Below are 18,900 nucleotides of genomic sequence, written 5' to 3' on the forward strand. Positions count from 1 at the left end.
TCAGGTCCCCCGGTTGACGACGTAGAGGATCGGAAAGGCCAGGATCCACACGAGATCGATGAAGTGCCAGTAGAGGCCGTAGATCTCGATCCAGTTCTGGTGCCGCGACAGGAACCCGGCCTTGGCCGCCATCCACGTCATGCCGAGGAGCAGCGTGATGCCGGTGAACAGGTGGACCGCGTGCAGCATGGTCGCGACGTAGTAGAGGTTCACGAAGAGCCGCGCGGCCGGCGTCTCCTCCAGCGCGAAGGGCCGCGAGGACAGGAACGGCATCATGTGCTCGTCCCAGTCGGCATAGTACTCGTAGCCCTTGAGCACGAGGAACAGGGTCCCGAGGGCGGCGGTGGCCAGCATGGCGCGCACCATCGCCCGCTGCCACCCCATCCGCGAGAACTCGATCGCCATCGACATGGTGAGGCTCGAACAGATGAGCACCACGGTGTTGGCGGCGCCGATCCAGAACTTCAGGTGCCGCGCCGCCGCGACCGTCGCCTCCGGGTGCTGGATGCGCAGGATCAGCGCCACGAGGAACAGTGCGGAGAAGAGCAGCAGCTCGGTGATGAGCCACGCCCAGATGCCCAGCGTCGTGGCCTCGCGCTGCTGGGCCACGCTCTCGAAATGATGGGCGCGGGCGACCCCGACCCCCTTGGCGAGCCCCTCGCTCATCGGTGCTGGTCTTTGGATTCGGTGGCCTGGATCGGGTAGTCGTAGGGGATGCGCGGCACCTCCGGCGGGCTGACGAAGTTCAGCGTCGGCGGCGGGGACGAGGTCTCCCATTCCAGCCCCTTCGCGTCCCACGGGTTGGCCGGCGCCTTTCGGCCGAACCACAGGGAATAGACGAGGTAGAGCATCGGGAAGATGTAGCCCGCCGCCAGGATCGTCGCCCCGGCCGAGGACAGCACGTTGAGGAGCTGGAATTCCGGCGGGTAGGTCGCGTAGCGCCGGGGCATCCCGAGATACCCCAGGATGAATTGCGGGAAGAAGGTGACGTTGAAGCCGAGGAAGATCAGGATCGCCGAGACCCGGCCCCACGGCTCGCTGTACATGCGGCCCGTGAATTTCGGCCACCAGAAGTGCAGGCCGCCGAGGAAGGCCAGCACCGTGCCGCCGACCATGATGTAGTGAAAATGCGCGACCACGAAGTAGGTGGCGTGGATGTGCTGGTTGATCGCGAGCGTCGCGAGGTAGAGCCCGGTCAAGCCGCCGAGCACGAACAGGCCGATATAGCCCATCGCGTAGAGCATCGGCGTGTCGAGCCGGAGGCTGCCCTTATGGATCGTCGCGGTCCAGTTGTAGACCTTCACCGCCGAGGGCACCGCCACCGCGAAGGAGAGCGCGGAGAAGACGAGGCTCGCCAGATCGCTCTGGCCGTTGATGAACATGTGGTGGCCCCACACGAAGAACGTCACCGAGGCGAGCCCGATCGAGGCGTAGGCCACGAAGCGGTAGCCGAACAGCTTCTTGCGGGCGAAGGCTGGGACGATCTCCGAGATCACGCCCATGCCTGGCAGCACCATGATGTACACGGCCGGGTGCGAGTAGAACCAGAACAGGTGCTGGAACAGCACCGGGTCGCCGCCATAGGCCGGATCGAACACCCCGACATGGAAGGCCCGCTCGGCGATGAGCAGGATCAGGGCCGTGGTGATGACTGGCGTCGCGAGGAGGAAGATCAAGCTCGTCGCGTAATGCGTCCAGACGAAGATCGGCAATTTGAACCACGTCATGCCCGGCGCGCGCATGGTGTGGATCGTCACGACGAAGTTGAGCCCCGTCAGGATCGAGGAGAAGCCGACGATGGTCACGCCGATCAGCGCCGGCAGCACCCAGGTGTTCGAGAAGGCGGTGGAGAGCGGCGCGTAGAAGGTCCAGCCGGTGTCGACACCGCCGAGCACCACCGAGACCAGGGTGAACAACGCCCCGGTCATGAACACGTACCAGCTCGTCAGGTTGAGCTTGGGGAAGGCGAGGTCCTTGGCCCCGATCATCAACGGGATCAGGAAGTTGCCGAAGGTGGCGGGGATGGAGGGGATCAGGAAGAACCACACCATCACCACCCCGTGGATGGTGAAGGCCTTGTTGTAGGTGTCGTTGGTCATGATCGCGCCGTTCGGCACGACCAGCGCCAGCCGCACCACCCCCGCCGCCAGGGCGCCGATGACGAAGAAGCCGGTGATCGAGGCGAGGTACAGCAGCGCGATGCGCTTGTGGTCCGTGGTGAAGAACCATGAGCGCAGGGTCGATTCCGCGTGGAGGTAGTCGGGCTTGCGCCCGATCGTGGCCTCCGGCGCGTGCGGCTCGCGGTGGGCCGCGCCCTCAATGGTGCCCGATGCGCTCATCGCGTCGCCTCCGCGGATTGGCCGGGCCTCGGATAGGCCTTAATGAAGTCGACGATCTTGTTGAGCTCGTCCTCCGGGATCCGCCCGGCGAAGCTCGGCATCACCTGCTTGCCCCCGCCGGCGAGCTTGTCGCCGTTGGGGTTCAGGATCTTCTGGCGCAGCCATTCGTCGTCCGCGACGACATTGCGCCCGTCCGCGAGGGCGACCCTGCTGCCGTAGAGGCCGGCGAGGCTCGGCGCCTTCACCGGGGAGCCCGGCTCGTGGCAGGAGGCGCAGCCATAGGCCTCGTAGAGGGCACGGCCGGCGGCGACGACGCCCTGCTGCGCCCCGGCATGGACCAGCCAGTCCTGATAGTCGCCAGGGTTCATGAGGGTCAGCTTGCCGCCCATCACCGAATGGTCGGAACCGCAATATTCGGAGCAGTAGAGGTGGAAGGTGCCGACCTTGTCGGCCTTGAACCACATCTCGGTGTAACGGTCGGGCAGGGCGGCGACCTGCATCCGCACGGCGGGCAGGTAGAGGGCGTGGATCACGTCCTGGCTGATGATCCGCAGCTTGATCGGCTGGCCGATGGGCAGGTGCAGGTTGTTGATCTCGGACTGGCCGGTGGGATGCTGGAACTTCCACATCCATTGCCGGCCGATCACCTCCACCACCATCGCATCGGGCGGCGGGTTCTTCGAATCGACGAAGAGCCGCGCGCCCCAGACGAAGAACACCAGGGTGAGCAGGAACGGGATCAGCATCCAGCTGATCTCGATGAGGTTCGAGCGGATGCCCGAGGGAGAGCGGTCGGCCTCCGAGCCCTCCCGGTATCGCAGGGCGAACCACGTGATGGCGATGAACACCGGCACGGTGAGCACGAGCGTCAGCACCGTGAAGGCGAGGATCAGCTCGTCGGCCTCGACGGCGCTGGCCGAGGCGGCGACGGGCCAGAGTTGCAGGGCGGCATGATCGGGTGTCATCGCGACGGCTCCCCACCGTCGAGGGAGCGCCCGACCGCGAGATCCATCGCACGGTCGATCGGGATGCGGGCGCGGGTCCGTGCGGGGTCGAGGTAGCCGTAGCCGTCGATGGTGGCGCGGGCAGCGTCCCGCTGCTGGTCGAGGTCGGCATAGGGGTCGGGCTGAAGGTTCGGCGGCGGCGGCACGAGGCGGGTCGTCTGCTGCGGGGTGAGCGTCGGCAGGGCCGCGCGCTGGCGCGATTCCGTGACGCGGATGAACAGCACCATGCCCCCGATGACGGCGGCGGCCGACAGGGCGAGGCCGCCCATCACGAGCACGGTGTTGCGGACGTTGACGTCGCTGGTCTCGTGGCCCGGCCCGTCCGGCCGGCGGCTGGGCTTGCCCGCCTCCGCCCGGCGGCGCACGAGGCCGGTGGCCTTCAGCGCCAGGGCCGCGAGCATGGCCGGCACGAGCCCGGCCGAGCGTTGTCCCTCGCCGCTCATCGGGCCTTCCTCCGGTGGGGCGACGCCCAGCGCCGGGCGAGGAGCGGATGCAGCAGCGCGGCGAGGCAGGCGACGGCGACGCAGGCGAGCACGTCCGCGGGGCGGATCGCGAACCGGTCGCGCACGGAGGGCGTGACCAGCCAGAACATCTCCACGGCGTGGACCGCGATGGCGGCGGCGGCCAGCGCCCGGGTGATGACCCGGCCCGGCCGCAGGGTCGCGAGCCCGGCGAGGCTCGCCACCACGCCGGAGGCGATGGCGAGGCTGCGGCCGGTCCAGCCGCCGCGCGCCGAGTACCACGCCACCTCGGCGGGGAGGTTCGCGGACCAGACGATCAGCGCCTGCAGGAAGTGCATGTAGGCCCAGAGGCCGAGGAGCACGACGAGGGGGATGAGCCGCCCCCGCCCTGGCACCGCGCGGCCCCGGCCGATGGGTTCGGGCTCCTCCCAGGCGAGGAGGATCGCGGCGGCGAAGGCCAGCCCGCTCCAGGCGGTCATCAGCAGGAGGCCGAGGAGGGCGGAATCGAGCCTCGGATCGAGGGCGGCGACCACGTCGATGGCGAAGAGCGTGCCGATGAGCGCGTGCAGGGCGACTGCCGGCACGGTGCGGCCCTCGCCGGGGGCCTCGAAGGGCCGGGCGAAGCGCAGGCACAGCCACGTCCAGACGCCGAGATAGAGCGCCGCCCGCACGAGGAAGAACGGCGCGGTGAACCACAGGCCGGCGAGCGGCGTGCGCGGCGGTTCGTGCATCCACGGATAGAGGAGGAGGCTCGCGACCAGCACCGGGACGCCGAGGAGCGCGGCGGCCGGCATCAGCGCCATGAGGCGCCGCAGGCCGGCGAGCATCTCGACGCCGCCGCGCTCGCGCACCTTCTTGCCGAAGCGCTCGGCCACCACCGTGATCGGCAGGGCGCCGACGGGCAGGGCGAGGAGCACGAGCCACGCCGCGAGGCAGGACGCCGCCGCGCCCCGGCTTCCGCCGGCATAGAGCGCCAGGGCGAGCGCCCCGGCGCCGAGGAGGGCGAAGAGGGGCAGCCTCATCGGGCCGCCTCCAGGGCCGCGCGGTCAGTCTCGGGCAGGGCCGAGACGGGCACGTCCCGGCTGATCTGCAGGGCGCGGACATAGGCGACGATGGCCCAGCGATCCGCCGGGGGGATCATCTCCGCCATGCCGAACATGCTGCGGTAGCCGTTCGAGATGGCCCCGTAGATCTCGGGCGCTCCGGCGGCGCGCAGGCGCTCCGATCCGAGGTCGGCCGCCGGGGCGAGGCCGCGATCCACGATCATGCCCGCGCCCTTGCCGTCCTGCCCGTGGCAGGGCGTGCAGAAGACCGAATAGCGCTGGCGCCCGCGCTCCACGAGGGCGGCGGTGATGGTCGCGGGCTGGGGCACCTCGCGGGCCGGATCGAGGCGGGGCACCGTGCCGGCCACCGGATGGCGCATCGTCATCTCTTTGGGGAAGAACGGGTTCTTGTCCCAGCTACGGGCCTTGGCCTGGTCGTCCATGTTGGCCTCGCCGCAGGCGGCGAGCGGCAGCACGGCCAGGAGGGGCAAGAGGAGGCGGCGGCTCATCGCGGGATCCTCGCGATGGCCAGGGGGCGCCCGCTGCCCTGGGGCAGGGCGGCGAGGCGGCGCTCGATGCGCGCGGCCTCCGGGCTGTCGTCCCGCAACTCGACGGCAAGGAAGAACCGGTCCTGCGAGGCGTTGAGGAAGCCGGGGATATTGAAGGCCGGGTGGTTCAGGCGCGGCAGGCGGTTCAGCCAGAGCAGCGCGGCGTGGACGGCCAGACACCCGGTGAGCATCGCGAAGGACACGCTCGGGACCACGAAGGAGGGCCAGGAGAAGCGCGGCCGCCCGCCGACCAGGAACACGTAATCGTAGGCCGTGGCGTAGATGCACATGCCGTAGAAGGCCGCGCCGCCCACGAGCGCCCCGCCCAGGGCATAGGGAAGGATCGAGCGCCCCTCGAGGCCGAGCGCCCGCAGGGTGCGGGGCATCGGCACGGGGCCGTAGCCGTCGAGGTGGATGCGGTCCTGCAGGGAGGACAGCGCCTGCAGGGCGGCGGCGAGTTCGGCCTCGCTCGGGAAGGAGGCGGCGACCCCCCAGAGTGGCGCGTCCCGCTCCCCCTCCGGCCGGCGTGTCGATGCGGCGGCAGCGGCCTGCGCGCCGGTCGGCACGAGGCGGCGGATCTCGGTGATCGAGACCGAGGGCAGGTAGCGCACGAACAGCAGGATCAGGGTGAGGAACAGCCCGATCGAGCCGACGAAGGTGGCCACGCCCCAGTGATCGATCGAGTAGGGCAGGCGGGAGGAGGGCAGGAAATCCTGCGTCAGGGTGACGACCAGGATCATCACATGGTCGGCATAGGCGCCCGCCGCCACGAGGAGCCCGACCACGGCGAGGATCAGCGGCGAGCGCCGGGCGCGGGCGGACCAGAAGGCCTGCGGCGGCAGGGTGAGGCCGATCACCGCCGCCCAGAAGGCGAGGGCGTGCCCGCCCTCCATCCGGCGCATCAGCACGGCGCGGCCGGCGGCATCGCCCGCGAGGAACGTGTCGAAGATCTCGGCGCCGTAGCAATAGGCGCTGGCGCAGCCGAGGCAGAGCATCAGCCGCGCGAGCACGTCGAGGTGGCGGTCGGTGACGAGGCTCGACAGCCCGTAGACCCCGCGCACCAGCATCATGAGCGCCGCCGTGACGCCGACGCCCGAGAGCACCGCGTGGACCAGGAAGCTCACGGGCATCAGCGTGCCGTGCCAGCCGGGCATCACCGAGCCCGCGAGCATCACCGAGGCGCCGGTCTGCACCGAGACGACGAGGAGCACGCCGAGCAGGGCGACGATCCGGTAGGCCTGCCCCCGGATCTGCCAGTGGGCGGCCGAGCCGCGCCAGCCCGAGGCGAGGATGCCGTAGGCGCGCGCCCGCAGGAGGGCGGTCTTCCGGGTCGGGGCCACCGCCTCGATCTGCCGCGCGGCCTCCGCGTAGGCGCGGTCGCGCAGGCAGGCGATGTCGGGTAGGAGGCCGATGTACCAGAGGCTCAGCGCCAACACGAGGAACGACACGATGTCGATGGCGTCCCACAGGAGCGGCGAGCGGAATTGCGGCCAGAGGCCGAAGGTGTTCGGATAGGGCAGGTTCCAGTAGAAGAACCAGGGCCGCCCGAGATGGATGATCGGGTAGAGCCCGGCGGCGGCGGTGGCGAGCAGCCCTACCGTCTCCGCGACGCGGCTCACCGGCCCCCGCCACTCGACGCCGAGCAGCAGCAGGATGCCGGAGACGAGCAGGCTGCCGCAGGCGACGCCGATCCACCAATCGTAGCTCGCGATGTCGAGCGCCCAGACGACGGCGTTGTTGTTGTCCCAGATCCCCACGCCCTCGTAGAGGAGGTAGCAGAGGGTGAGGGCGAACAGCCCGAGCAAGGCGGCGGCGCCCGCGAAGGCGATCCACCATCTCCGGCCGGCGGGATGGGCGAGGGTGATCGTCGTCACCGCCTCGCCGACGGAGCGCATGTCCTCGCCGGGGCGGATCGCGGGGGCAGGGTCGCGGATCATGCCTCAGCCCTCCCGCCCGCCGGGGACGAGCCCGGCGAGGTAGGTGGTGCGCGGCTTGGTGTTGAGGTGCCCCAGCAGCGAGTAGTTGCGCGGATCGCGCTTGGCGACGGAGACCTGACTGTCGGGGTCGGCCACGTTGCCGAAGGTGATCGCCCGCGTCGGGCAGGCGCCCTGGCAGGCGGTCTCGACCGTCCCGTCGGGGATCGGGGCGTGGGCGTCCTTGGCGGAGTCGATCCGGGCCGCCGCGATGCGCTGGATGCAGTAGGTGCACTTCTCCATCACGCCGCGCGCCCGCACCGTCACCTCCGGGTTGCGCTGCTGCTGCGTCACCGGGGGCATCCCGCCGGAATAGTCGAGGTAGTTGAAGCGCCTGACCTTGTACGGGCAGTAGCTCTGGCAGGTCCGCGTCCCGACGCAGCGGTTGTAGACCTGCAGGTTCAGCCCCTCGCTGTCATGGAGCGTCGCCTCCACCGGGCAGCCGAGTTCGCAGGGCGCGGACTCGCAATGCATGCAGTTCACGGGCTGGAAATGCGTCGCCGGAGCCTCCGGGTCGCCCTCGTAGTAGCGGTCGATGCGGATCCAGCCGAGCCAGCGCCCGCGAGCCACCTCCTCGCGGCCGACCACGGGGATGTTGTTCTCGGCCTGACAGGCGGTGACGCAGGCGTTGCAGCCGGTGCAGGCGTCGAGGTCGATCGCCATGCCCCATTGCGCGGCGGTCCAGCGGTCCTGCGACTCGGGCGGCGGATAGAAGGAGGGCGGGTTCGCGTCCTTCGGATCGCCCGCCGGGGCACCGCCGGGCACCTGGGTGCGGATGATCTGCCGGCCCTCCTCGTCGTCGGGCAGGGCGCCGAGATGCTGGGTCGTGGCGGGCATCCGCCGCTCGCCCGTGCGCACGAGGCGCGCCCCCGACAGGCGCCAGGGCGTCTCGGGAGAGCGCAGGGCGCCGGCATCGTAGCCGAGGCCCTGCGAGAGATGGTCGGGCACGGTGCGGCCGTAGCCGAGGCTGAGCGTCACGGTGTCGGCGGCCTGACCGGGCAGGATCCAGGCCGGGCCGGTGACGGAGCGCCCGCCCGCCTCGATCCGCACGAGGTCGCCGTCGGCGAGCTTCTCGCGGGCGGCGAGCGCAGGGCTCACCGCGACGACGTTCTCCCACACCACCTTGGTCAGGGGCTTGGGCAATTCCTGAAGCCACGCGAGGTCGGCATGGGTGCCGTCGTAGAGGGTGCCGTCCAGCCGGAACACCACTTCGAGGCCGCCCGCCGGAGCGGGGGGCGTCGCGGCGGCGGCGGTGAGCGTGACCGCCTCGGCGGGCGCGGCGCTGTCGGGGAGGAAGCCGGTGCGCAGGGCCTCGGCGAAGCGTGCCTCGAAGGCGGATTCGTCCTCGCCTTGCCCGCGCCAGCGCGCCTTGAGCAGGGCCAGGGGATCGGCCGCCCCGTCCGCGCGGGCGAGGAAGGCGACGATCTCCTGCGGCGTGTGGCCGTTGTAGAAGGGCGAGACGGTCGGCTGGATCAGCCCTACCGTCCCGTCGAGGGAGCGCACGTCGCCCCAGGATTCGAGCGGATGGGCGAGCGGCAGGTGCCAGTCGGCATGGGCGCCGGTCTCGTCGAAATACAGCCCGGCGTGGATCTTGAGCGGCACCCGCTCCATCCGCGCGGCGAAATCGAGGGCGCCCGGTGCGTCGTAGACCGGGTTCGTGCCGAGCACGATCAGGGCCTGCACCTCGCCCCCGTCCATCGCCTTGGCGAGGTCGGCGAGGGAGCCCGCCCCGTCCTGCACGGCTGGCGAGACATGGCGGAGCGTCGCGCCCTCATTGCCGAGCGCGCCGTTGAGGCGGTGGACGAGGTCGTGCAGGTCGGGGCTCGCGGTCAGCCCCGCCGTCACGATGCCCGCGCCCCGCGCCGCGTTCAGGGAGTCCCACGCCCGGCGCGCCCAGCGCGCGGCTGGGTCGGTGCCCTCCGGCGCGGCCCCACCGGCGGCGGCGGCGAGCATCGCCCGCGCGATCTCCTCCAGGCGCCCGGCGGAGACCGGCAAGGCATCGTCCGCCTTGGAGCTGGTGAGGCCCGGCGTCGGCGCGGCGGAGAAGAGCGGCAGCAGGCGCCCCTGCGCCAGGGCGGCCCGGCGGGCGTCGGCCCAGCGCCGCGACAGGCCGACCTGCCCGGGCCCGAGATCGAGGAAGTCGCCGTCGAGGGCGACGATGGTCTTCGCCTTGGCGAAATCGGGCAGGGTCTCCACCGGGCGGCCGAAGGCGCGGCGGGCGCCTTCGTGGATCCCGTCGCGGGTCGAGCCGGAGTACCAGCGCATCTCCGGGTAGGCCGCGCGGAGCTTGTCGAGTTCGGCCGCGAGCGTTGGAGAGGTGACGGGGCCGGTGAGCAGGGCGACGCCCTTGCCGCGCGCGGCGCGCCAGCGCTCCGTCTCCCCCAGCATCGCGGCTTCAAAGGACGCCCAGGAGGCGGGGCGCCCGAGATGCTGCACCGCCTGGCTGCGGAACGGATCGTAGAGGCCGAGGATCGAGGCCTGGGCGAGCACGTCGGTGCCGCCCCGGCTCCAGGGATGGTCCGGGTTGCCCTCGATCTTCAGGGGGCGCCCGTTGCGGGTGGTGACGAGGATGCCGTTGCCGAACCCGTCGAACAGCGCGCTCGACGCATAGGACAGGACGGCGCCGGGCACGATCCGCTCCGGCTCCTTCACGTAGGGCACTTCGTAGTCACGCCCGTCCGGCCCTCCGCAGGCGGCGAGGCCGCCCAGCGCGAAGGAGGCGGCCATGAGCTTGAGGAAGCCGCGCCGCCCCGGTTGCATGGCCAGCCGCGTGGCCGCCGGGAACTCGGCTGCGAGATAGGTGCGGAACTCCTCCGAATCGGCCACCGCGTCGAGGCTGCGCCAGAAGCGCGGGCCGTCGCCGCCGTCCAGCCGGGCGCGCAGGGCCGTGAGGTCGGGCACGCCTGTCATCGGTGGCAGATTCCGCATTCGGTGAGCCGCTCGCCGCCGCGCACATGGTACTGCGCGGCGAGCTTCGGCCCGAGGCTCGCCTGGTCGGCAGCGGGCTTCCAGTTCATGTTCCAGACTTCGTCCGGCGTGCGCAGGTTCTTCTCCGGCGCCCGGTGGCAATCGAGGCAGAACTGCATCTCGAAGGCGTTGGCGCGGTAGGTCATCTGCATCGAGGTCACGTCGCCGTGGCAGGTCGAGCAGCCGACGCCCTTGGTCACGTGGACCGAGTGGTTGAAGTAGACGTAGCCCGGCAGCTTGTTCAGCCGCTTCCAGACGAGGGGCTTGTCTTGCGTGTAGCTGTCACGCACGGGCTTCAGCATGTCCGAGCCGGTCCAGATCTGTGAGTGGCAGGTCATGCAGGTGTGGGTCGGGGGGAGCCCGGCGCTGGCCGTCTTCTCGACGCCCGTATGGCAATAGCGGCAATCGACGCCGAGTTCGCCCGCATGGTGCTTGTGGCTGAACGGCACAGGCTGGCTCGGGGCGATGCCCACCCCCGTGACGTAGCTCGACCGCACGATGCCCGCGCCCAGCACCGGCACCGCGACGAGGCAGGCGACCAGCGTCATCAGCACGAGGCGATAGATGGCGTCGGCACCGGGGGTGAAGAGCTGCGCCGTCGCAGGGCCCTCTGGCCGGTCGTCGGCGTTCCCGTTCAAAAACCAGCCCTCCGGTGCGTTGCCGCGAAGGTAGCGCCGTTGGGATAGCGCGCCAGCCCTGCGGCTGCGGCCAATCGTGCTCTGCCGCGTCGGCTGTATAAGGGTAGGATGGATACCGATCCCCTGCGCATCACCTGGCGGAACGCGCGGCGCCTCCATGCCGCAGCGACGGCGCTGGCGGTGGGCCTCGGGGCGCCGCTCTGCACCCTGGCGCTCCTGTGCCTGCGCGACCTGATCGGCGTGATGCCCCGCGACGAGGCGCCGAGCGTGCCGTTCCTGCGGCTCACGGTGGCTTTGCCGCAGGGGGAATGGGTGCTGGCGAAGGGCTGGCCGATGCGGCCGGCGGACCTGGAACTCGCGGGCTTCCTCGGCATCGCCGGCTGCGCCCTGGCGCTGGCCGCCGTCGGCTGGCTGGTCGCGGTGCTGTGCTTTCGCGCCCAGAACCGCGCGGCGGACGCCGTTCGCGACCGGTCGATCCGGGCGGTCATCGCCTCGCCGGCCACGGCGCGGGACGACCTCCGGGGCATCGCCCGGCTGGTGGGTGAGGTCTTGAGCCGCACCGAGCGGCTGCTGGCGGCGGGCATCGTCGTGCCGGCGATGACCCTCGTGGCGGTCGCCCTGGCCCTGGCCTTCGCCGCGCTTGCCGCGCCGCGCCTCGTGCCGGCGGCGGCGGTGGGCCTCGCGGCGGCCGCCCTCGCGGACGCGCTGATGCTGCGCCGGGGCCGTGAGCGGCAGGACCTGCGCATCCGCACCGCCGCGCGGGTGGAGGCCGGTCTCGGCGACCTCGTGCGGCGCCTGCCCGCCGTCCGCAACCACGGGGCGGGCGCCCTGGAGATGGCGCGGATCACCTCCCGCGTCGCGGTCAACCGCGCCAAGATCGCCCGCGCCGAGGCGCGCCTCGCCTATGCGCGCGGCCCCGCCGTGGCCCTGGCGGCGATCCTGCCCGCGCTGGCCATCGGCACGGCCCTGTGGCGCACCGGCCTGAAGGGCGAGGCCGCCTCGCCGCCGGTGGAGCCCGCCGACCTCGCGGCGGCGGCGGGCGCCTTCGGCGTGGCCGCGTGGCTCGTCGGCGCCTGCGTGCGCCTCTGGCTCACGCGGCAGGCGGTGCGGCCCCGCCTGCGGGACCTCGCCCGCACGGTCGCCGCCCTCGACGGCCGCACGGGGACCCGCCCGGCGCCCCCGGTGACGCGGCGCCTGCCGGAGGCGGGAACGCTCGCGGCACAGGATGTCGGCGCCTTCGATCCGGCCACGGGAGAGCGGCTGGCCCGCTCCGACGTCGCGGTGACGATGCCGGGCCATGTGGCGATCACCGGGGGGCGCGGCAGCGGCGCGCGGGTGCTCGCGGCGGTGCTCGCCGGGCAGATCGAGCCGACCGCCGGCTCCGTGACCTATGCCGGGCTCGACCTGTCGTCCCTCGATCCCATCCAGCGGGCGCGGCGGATCGCCTTCGCGGGGGGCGAGGCCATCCTCGTGGAAGGGAGCCTGCGCCAGAACCTGCTCTACGGCACGAAGCCCGGCCTCGCCCCGGACGACATCGCGCTGATCGGCCTCTGCCGCCTCACCGGCCTCGACGGCCTCGTCTACAGCCGGGGCCTCGAAGGCCGGCTCGACGCGAAGACCGCCCCCGACTTGGCCGCCGCCATCGTCGCAGCCCGGCGGGGGATGCAGGCGGCGCTGGCCGCCGAGGGGGCGGGCCGGCTGATCGAGCCGTTCGACCCGGAGCGCTACAACCACCAAGCCAGCGTCGGCGAGAACATCCTGTTCGGCACGCCGGTCGGGGGTGCCTTCGCCCCGGCCCGGCTCGCCCGCAACCCCTACATGCGCGCGGTGCTGGAGGCGGAAGACCTCGTGCGCCCGCTCACCGAGATCGGCCTTACGGTGGCGCGCATGACCGTCGAGATCTTCTCGGAACTGCCGAACGACCACCCGCTCTTCGACGCCTACTCCCTCTTCCCGGCCGCCGAGCGGGGCTATTTCGAGGATCTGGTGGTGCGCCTGCCCGCCGCCACGGGCCTGAGGCGGGGGCCGGCGGGCCAGCGCGACCGCAAGCGGCTGATCGGCCTCGCTCTGCGCTACAGCGAGACGCGCCACCGCTTCGGCCTCATCGACCCCGCCTTCGAGGAGAGGCTGCTCCAGGCCCGACGCTCCTTCGCGCGGATGCTGCCGGCCCACCTCTCCGGGGCGGTCGAGTTCCATGATCCGGCGCGGATCAACCCGGCGGCGAGCCTGGAGGAGAACCTGCTCTTCGGCCGGGTGAGCCTCGGCGAGGCCAATGCCGAGCCGCGCGTGCGCGCCCTGCTCCGGCGCTTCCTCGCCGACGAGGGGCTGGAAGCCGCCGTATACCGCCGGGGCCTCGACAGCGAGGTCGATCCCACGGGCGGCGGCGCCCTGTCGGACGGGGCGATCGGCGCCCGCGACCGCATCGCCATCGAACTCGTCCGCTGCCTCGCCCGCGAGCCGGACATCCTCGTCATGGCCGTCCTCGAAGCCCGCCAGCCGGACGACTTCGCCGCACGCCTCGCCGGGTTGCGGCGCCTGCGCGCCGGGCGCGGCCTCATCGTCTGCCTGCACGGCCCCACGGTGCCGGACGGGCTCGATCCGTTCGACGCCGTGATCGCCGTGGAGAACAGCGCGGTGGTGCCAGTGGCGGACGCGGTGCTCGAACCCGCCTGATCGGCCTCACCCGCGCCGCAAAGGCCGGCGAAGATCACTGGCTTAACAGTCGGTTAAGCATGATGCGGCACCCCTCGGGACGCATCGCGCCCCTGGATCTCGCCCCCGGTTCATGCCCCTCCGGACAAGCCTCGCCGCCGGCCTCGTCCTCCTCGCCCTCGGCTCGGCCGCGACGGCGCAGGACAAGGCGACGGCTCCGATCCCGGCGGGCACGCTGGCGATCATGGCGTCGAAGGGCACCAGTGCCTCGGCGCCGGTCGTGTTCCGCGCCTACAAGCGCGAATCGGAACTCGAAGTCTGGAAGAAGGCGGCCAAGGGCTACGTCTTCATCAAGTCCTTCCCGATCTGCCGCTGGTCCGGCCAGCTCGGCCCCAAGCACCGCAACGGCGACCGGCAGGTGCCGGAGGGGTTCTATTCGGTCGCCAAGCGGCAGATGAACCCGAACTCGCACTATCACCTGTCCTTCGACGTCGGGTACCCAAACGCCTACGACCGCGCCCATGGCAGCAGCGGCTCGGCGATCATGGTGCACGGCATCTGCTCGTCGATGGGCTGCTTCGCCATGACGAACGGGACGGTGGAGGAGATCTTCGCCATTGCCCGCGAGGCCCTGGCCGGCGGGCAGGCGGCCTTCCAGTTCCAGGCCTACCCGTTCCACATGACGGCGGAAAACCTCGCCCGCCACCGGAGCGATCCGAACTTCGCCTTCTGGCAGAACCTCAAGGAAGGCGCCGACCGGTTCGAGGCGACCGGGGAGGAGCCGCAGGTCTCGGTGGTCGGCGGGCGCTACGCCTTCGCCCCCTCCAAGGACCCGAAGCGCGAGGCGGCCTACGTCACCCGCCACGCCATGGAGGAGGCGCGGATCGCCGCCCTCGCCACCGAGGCGCCGGCCGTCCGCACCACCTATTCCGATGGCGGCCAGAACGCCTTCTGGGCGGCCTACGTGTCGCGCGGCGGGGCGGTCGGCGACATCAGCCGGCCGGAGGCCCTGGCCTTCGCCGCGCAGGAGGTCATCCTGACGCCGGCCCGCCGCCGGGCGGCCCCGGTACCTGAATCGGTCTGGACCGGCTGGGTCGCCGCCGCGCCCCGGCCGGGCGAGACGCCCTTCGTGCCCGCCTATGCGAGCCCGCGCGATTCCCTCGCCCGCCTCGCCGACCCGTTCGAGACTCGCTACGCCGACAGCCTGCCGCGTCTTTTGCGCGACACCCTCGGACCGGATGGCGAGCCGCGCGTCCAGCGACCCGGCCTCGTCGCCTCCGCGGCCCCGCTCTGACGTGCGGCCGGGCGGCGGAAATGCTGTCCCGGCAAAGCTTTAGCGCCCGGCCCCAAATTCATGGCTGACCTGTGGGAAGGCCGGGCGCGGAGCCGGCCCCATGTGTGCGCCCGCACATCGCGGCGCGGTTGCATTCCCCAATTCATTGTCCATCAGGGACGAAACGGTAGTCCTGTAACGGACTTCTGCCGGACTTCGCCCAATTTCTCTGGAACGACGACGGAGATCCGATCCTTGTTGCGGTCGGGAAGGTCCGTCCGAAGTGATCACCATGTCCCAGGATCCCGTGCCCCTTCCGGGCACAGCGAACGACGACCTCGTCCTCAGGTTCTGGGGCGTCCGTGGCTCGACCCCGGTCAGCGGGCCGCAATACGCCGAGTTCGGCGGCAGTACTCCGTGCCTGGAGGTCCGCTGCGGCGAACGCCTGTTCGTGATCGATGCCGGCTCGGGCCTGTACAACCTCGGCCAGAATCACCGAACCGACCTGCCGCAGCGGGTGGACCTGCTGTTCAGCCACCTGCACCTCGACCACACGGCGGGCCTGCCCTTCTTCAAGCCGGCGGTGCTCGACTGCGACCGCACCATCCGCACGTGGTGCGGCAACCTCGACGGGCAGTCGGCGAGCGACGCCCTCGACAGGCTGTTCGCGCCGCCGCTGTTCCCGATTACACTCGACAACCTGTGCTGCACGTTCAGCCATCATGGGTTCAAGGCCGGCGAGCCGTTGGTCTTCGAGGACGGGACCCGCGTGGACACGATCCTGCTCAACCACCCGCAGGGATCGGTGGGCTATCGGTTCGACCATAACGGCCGGCGCCTCTGCATCATCAGCGACATCGAGCACCGCGACCCGTGGCCGGATCCGGCCCTGGCGGAGTTCGTCGCGGGCGCGGACCTGATGGTCTACGACGGCATGTTCACGGATTGCGAATATCCGACCTGCCGGGGCTGGGGCCATTCCACGTGGCAGAAGGGCGTCGAGCTCGCCCACGCCGCCGGGGTGAAATCGGTGGCGATCATCCACCTGCACCCGGCCCATTCCGACACGACCCTGCAGGCCATGGAAGCGGACCTGCAGGCCGAGATGCCGAGCGCGTTCATCGCCCGCGAGTATCAATCGGTGGTGGTGGGCGGGCGGCACGCGGACCTCCACGCCGTGGGCGGCGAAGCCCGTCCCCGCGTCCGCGCGGCCTGACCTCCGCATTCGAATCAGGCGGGGCGGTTCCCGCGCGCGGCGCTGAAGCGCCGGTAGGCGAACAGCACGAACAGGGCGGCCCCGACCGTCAGGATGCTCCATCCGAAGGGCGACACCGCCTGATCGTCGATCGGGTGGCCGATGCGGCCCAGCGCCACGAGCAATCCGAACACGGCGATCACCGCCGAGGCGAGCATCCCGAACATCAACGCATTCCCTGCAAGCGATCTGGGTGAGAGCGGGGGAATGTCCGCGCTGCCCCGTCGTTCCCCGGCGGAGACGGATCGACTCATCACAACACCGCGCGCGGTCCACGCCTCTCCCCTGCGGCGCAAGGTTGGGCTAAGGAGGCCCCGGCAGTGTTCCTTCCGCACTGCAAGGAGCCCGAGACGACGGTGATGACCGGCCAGGAAACGTATCTCGACCCGCAGCACGAGACGCCCGCCGGGCCGGCGCGGCGCCCCGACACGCAGCTCGTGACGATCTTCGGCGGTTCCGGCTTCCTCGGCCGCCACGTCGTCCGGGCGCTCGCCAAGCGCGGCTACCGGATCCGCGTCGCGGTGCGGCGGCCGGACCTCGCCCTGTTCCTCCAGCCCCTCGGCAAGGTCGGCCAGATCGTCGCCGTGCAGGCGAACCTGCGCTACCCGGATTCGATCACCCGCGCCGTCGAGCGCTCGGACGTGGTGATCAACCTCGTCGGAATCCTGCAGGAGAGCGGGCCGCAGCGCTTCGCGCGGCTCCAGGCTGACGGGGCCGGGGCCATCGCCCGCGCCGCCGCCGCCAACGGCGCGCGGATGATCCAGGTCTCGGCCATCGGCGCCGACGCGGCCTCGCCCTCGGCCTATGCCCGCACCAAGGCGGAGGGCGAGGCCAAGGTGCTCGCCGCCTGCCCGGACGCGATCATCCTGCGCCCGTCGCTGATCTTCGGGCCGGGCGACAGCTTCTTCAACCGCTTCGCCGGCCTCGCCCGCGCCCTGCCGGTGCTGCCGCTGGCCGGCGCGCAGACGCGCTTCCAGCCGGTCTTCGTCGGCGACGTGGCCGAGGCCGTCGCCAAGGCGGTGGACGGCCATGTTGCCGGGGGCAGGGTCTACGAACTCGGTGGGCCGGAGGTCGCGACCCTCGATCATCTCGTCCGCTACATGCTGAAGACCATCCAGCGCAGCCGCCTCGTCCTCGACCTGCCGCTGCCCATCGCCAAGATCCAGGCGCGGGCGCTGGAGATCGTGAACACCCTGACGCTCGGGATGCTGCCGGACGAGCTGAAGCTCACCCGCGATCAGGTGATCCTGCTCCAGACCGACAACGTCGTCTCCGACGCGGCGAAGGCGGAAGGCCGCAGCATCGAGGCGTTCGGCATCGTGCCGACCGCCGCCGAGGCCGTGGTGCCGGGCTACCTCTGGACCTTCCGCAAGGCGGGCCAGTTCGCGGAAGGACGCGGCACGGAGGCCCAGGCCGGCGTGCCGGACATGATCGCCCCGGAGCCGATGGCCGCCCCCTCGACCCACCGCCCCGAGCGCGCCGCCGGCCCGGCCATCGGCGCCGATGCCGGCAGCAGCCCGATGGGCTCCCGCTGGGGGACGCGGCGCTAGCGCACCACGCCCTTCGCCTTCAGCGCCTCGCACTCGGCGGGGCCGAGGCCCAGTCGCTCCTCCAGGATCTCGGCAGTGGACCCGCCGAGATCGGGCGGCATCCGCCGGACGGGCAGGCGGGCACCATCCAGGCGGTAGGTCGGGGCGATGACGGTACCGCCGGCCTCGCCGGAGACGATCAGCCCGGCCTCCTTCGCCCGGTCGCCGAGCAGCGCCTCGCGCAGGCCTGTCACCTCGCCGCATGGGATGCCGCATTCCCGCAGCCGCGCGATGAGATCGCGCCGGGTCCATTTGGCGAGCTCGGCGTCCAGCACCGGCACGAAGGCGGCGCGGTTCTTCGAGCGGTCGAGATTGGTCGCGAAGCGCGGGTCGGCGCAGAGGTCGGGCCGGTTCAGCACCTGCTCGCAGAAGCGCCGGTACTGGCCGTTGTTGCCCACCGTGATGACCAGCGGCCCATCGCCCGCCTCGAACACGCCGTAGGGCACGATGGAGGGGTGGGCGTTGCCGTAGCGTTGCGAATCGAAGCCCTGCGCCAGCGATTCGAGCCCGTAATACGAGGTCAGCGAGACGCCGCTGTCGAACAGCGCGAGATCGATTCTGCGGCCCTTGCCGGTGCGCTCGCGTTGGTAGAGCGCCGCGATCACCGCCTGCGCCGCGTATTGGCCGGTGAACAGGTCCACCGCCGCCACGCCGAACTTCAGGGGCGGCCCGCCCTGCTCGCCGTTCAGGGCCATCACCCCCGATTCGCCCTGCACGACGAGATCGTAGCCCGGCCGCGTCGCCTCCGACCCGTCCGAGGCGTAGCCCGCCACCGAGCAGTAGATCAGGCCCGGATTTTCGGCGCTGAGCGCGTCGTAGCCGAGGCCGAGCCGGTCGGCGCCGCCGGTCTTGAAGTTCTGCACCAGCACGTCGCTGTCGCGGGCCATCGCCTTCACCAGGGCGAGGCCTTCCGGGTCGGCGAGATCGACGCCGATGGAGCGCTTGTTGCGGTTCACGCTGTCGAAATACGAGGTGTTGCCCGGCGTCGTGCGCACGCCCCAGTCGCGGGTGTCGTCCCCCCGCTCGGGGTGCTCGACCTTGACCACGTCGGCGCCGAAATCGCCGAGCACCTGCGCGCACCACGGCCCGGCGAGCACCCGCGACAGGTCGAGGACGCGGATGCCGGTCAGCGGCAGGTCGTCGGGGTCGAACAGCATC

Annotated in this window: 15 protein-coding genes; 4 read left to right on the plus strand and 11 right to left on the minus strand. The window is 71.5% G+C overall.

Annotated features, from left to right (window positions below; all coding sequences use genetic code 11):
* The 9 genes from MKK52_RS18675 to MKK52_RS18715 are packed head-to-tail and all read right to left on the minus strand — an operon-like array spanning position 1 to position 10,883.
* Positions 1 to 666: a cytochrome c oxidase subunit 3 gene (locus tag MKK52_RS18675; RefSeq protein WP_243956328.1), complete on the minus strand. Its 666-nt coding sequence runs from the start codon at positions 664 to 666 to the stop codon at positions 1 to 3.
* The gene (locus MKK52_RS18680) at positions 663 to 2,339 is read right to left on the minus strand and encodes a cbb3-type cytochrome c oxidase subunit I (RefSeq protein ID WP_243956330.1); all 1,677 of its coding nucleotides are present in this window, start codon (positions 2,337 to 2,339) and stop codon (positions 663 to 665) included. The genes MKK52_RS18675 and MKK52_RS18680 overlap by 4 nt, the downstream gene beginning before the upstream one ends.
* Positions 2,336 to 3,304, minus strand: coding sequence for a cytochrome c oxidase subunit II (gene coxB / locus MKK52_RS18685; protein WP_243956332.1), 969 nt, complete (start codon positions 3,302 to 3,304; stop codon positions 2,336 to 2,338). Before coxB ends, MKK52_RS18680 begins: the two co-directional genes overlap by 4 nt.
* Positions 3,301 to 3,786: a hypothetical protein gene (locus tag MKK52_RS18690; RefSeq protein WP_243956334.1), complete on the minus strand. Its 486-nt coding sequence runs from the start codon at positions 3,784 to 3,786 to the stop codon at positions 3,301 to 3,303. The genes coxB and MKK52_RS18690 overlap by 4 nt, the downstream gene beginning before the upstream one ends.
* The gene (locus MKK52_RS18695; RefSeq protein ID WP_243956336.1) at positions 3,783 to 4,826 is read right to left on the minus strand and encodes a hypothetical protein; all 1,044 of its coding nucleotides are present in this window, start codon (positions 4,824 to 4,826) and stop codon (positions 3,783 to 3,785) included. Before MKK52_RS18695 ends, MKK52_RS18690 begins: the two co-directional genes overlap by 4 nt.
* Positions 4,823 to 5,356 (minus strand): c-type cytochrome, encoded by a 534-nt coding sequence (locus MKK52_RS18700; protein ID WP_243956338.1) that lies wholly within the window; start codon positions 5,354 to 5,356, stop codon positions 4,823 to 4,825. Before MKK52_RS18700 ends, MKK52_RS18695 begins: the two co-directional genes overlap by 4 nt.
* Complete coding sequence (locus tag MKK52_RS18705) at positions 5,353 to 7,332, minus strand: quinol:electron acceptor oxidoreductase subunit ActD (protein ID WP_243956339.1); 1,980 nt, start codon at positions 7,330 to 7,332, stop codon at positions 5,353 to 5,355. The genes MKK52_RS18700 and MKK52_RS18705 overlap by 4 nt, the downstream gene beginning before the upstream one ends.
* A gap of 3 nt (positions 7,333 to 7,335) precedes the next feature.
* Complete coding sequence (locus MKK52_RS18710; protein WP_243956340.1) at positions 7,336 to 10,278, minus strand: TAT-variant-translocated molybdopterin oxidoreductase; 2,943 nt, start codon at positions 10,276 to 10,278, stop codon at positions 7,336 to 7,338.
* Complete coding sequence (locus MKK52_RS18715) at positions 10,275 to 10,883, minus strand: cytochrome c3 family protein (protein ID WP_243956467.1); 609 nt, start codon at positions 10,881 to 10,883, stop codon at positions 10,275 to 10,277. The genes MKK52_RS18710 and MKK52_RS18715 overlap by 4 nt, the downstream gene beginning before the upstream one ends.
* A gap of 198 nt (positions 10,884 to 11,081) precedes the next feature.
* Between MKK52_RS18715 and MKK52_RS18720 the strand changes: the two genes are divergently transcribed.
* From MKK52_RS18720 to MKK52_RS18730, 3 genes are all read left to right on the plus strand, one after another.
* Entirely contained in the window at positions 11,082 to 13,646 is a 2,565-nt protein-coding gene (locus tag MKK52_RS18720; protein WP_243956341.1) for an ABC transporter ATP-binding protein, read from the plus strand.
* Positions 13,647 to 13,758: 112 nt separating this feature from the next.
* Positions 13,759 to 14,919 (plus strand): murein L,D-transpeptidase family protein, encoded by a 1,161-nt coding sequence (locus tag MKK52_RS18725; protein ID WP_243956342.1) that lies wholly within the window; start codon positions 13,759 to 13,761, stop codon positions 14,917 to 14,919.
* A gap of 271 nt (positions 14,920 to 15,190) precedes the next feature.
* The gene (locus MKK52_RS18730) at positions 15,191 to 16,114 is read left to right on the plus strand and encodes an MBL fold metallo-hydrolase (protein ID WP_243956343.1); all 924 of its coding nucleotides are present in this window, start codon (positions 15,191 to 15,193) and stop codon (positions 16,112 to 16,114) included.
* Positions 16,115 to 16,128: 14 nt separating this feature from the next.
* On the opposite strand, the gene MKK52_RS18735 is transcribed toward MKK52_RS18730, so the two are convergent.
* Positions 16,129 to 16,320 (minus strand): hypothetical protein, encoded by a 192-nt coding sequence (locus MKK52_RS18735; RefSeq protein ID WP_243956344.1) that lies wholly within the window; start codon positions 16,318 to 16,320, stop codon positions 16,129 to 16,131.
* A gap of 192 nt (positions 16,321 to 16,512) precedes the next feature.
* Here MKK52_RS18735 and MKK52_RS18740 point away from each other — a divergent pair, with 192 nt between their 5' ends.
* Positions 16,513 to 17,703, plus strand: a complete 1,191-nt coding sequence (locus tag MKK52_RS18740) for a complex I NDUFA9 subunit family protein (protein WP_243956469.1) — start codon at positions 16,513 to 16,515, stop codon at positions 17,701 to 17,703.
* Here the strand turns inward: MKK52_RS18740 and MKK52_RS18745 are convergent.
* Positions 17,700 to 18,899, minus strand: a complete 1,200-nt coding sequence (locus tag MKK52_RS18745; RefSeq protein WP_243956345.1) for a CaiB/BaiF CoA transferase family protein — start codon at positions 18,897 to 18,899, stop codon at positions 17,700 to 17,702. The genes MKK52_RS18740 and MKK52_RS18745 overlap by 4 nt on opposite strands.
* Between the last annotated feature and the right edge of the window lies 1 nt (position 18,900).

The sequence above is a fragment of the Methylobacterium sp. J-067 genome (assembly GCF_022829465.1).
GTDB lineage: Bacteria > Pseudomonadota > Alphaproteobacteria > Rhizobiales > Beijerinckiaceae > Methylobacterium > Methylobacterium litchii.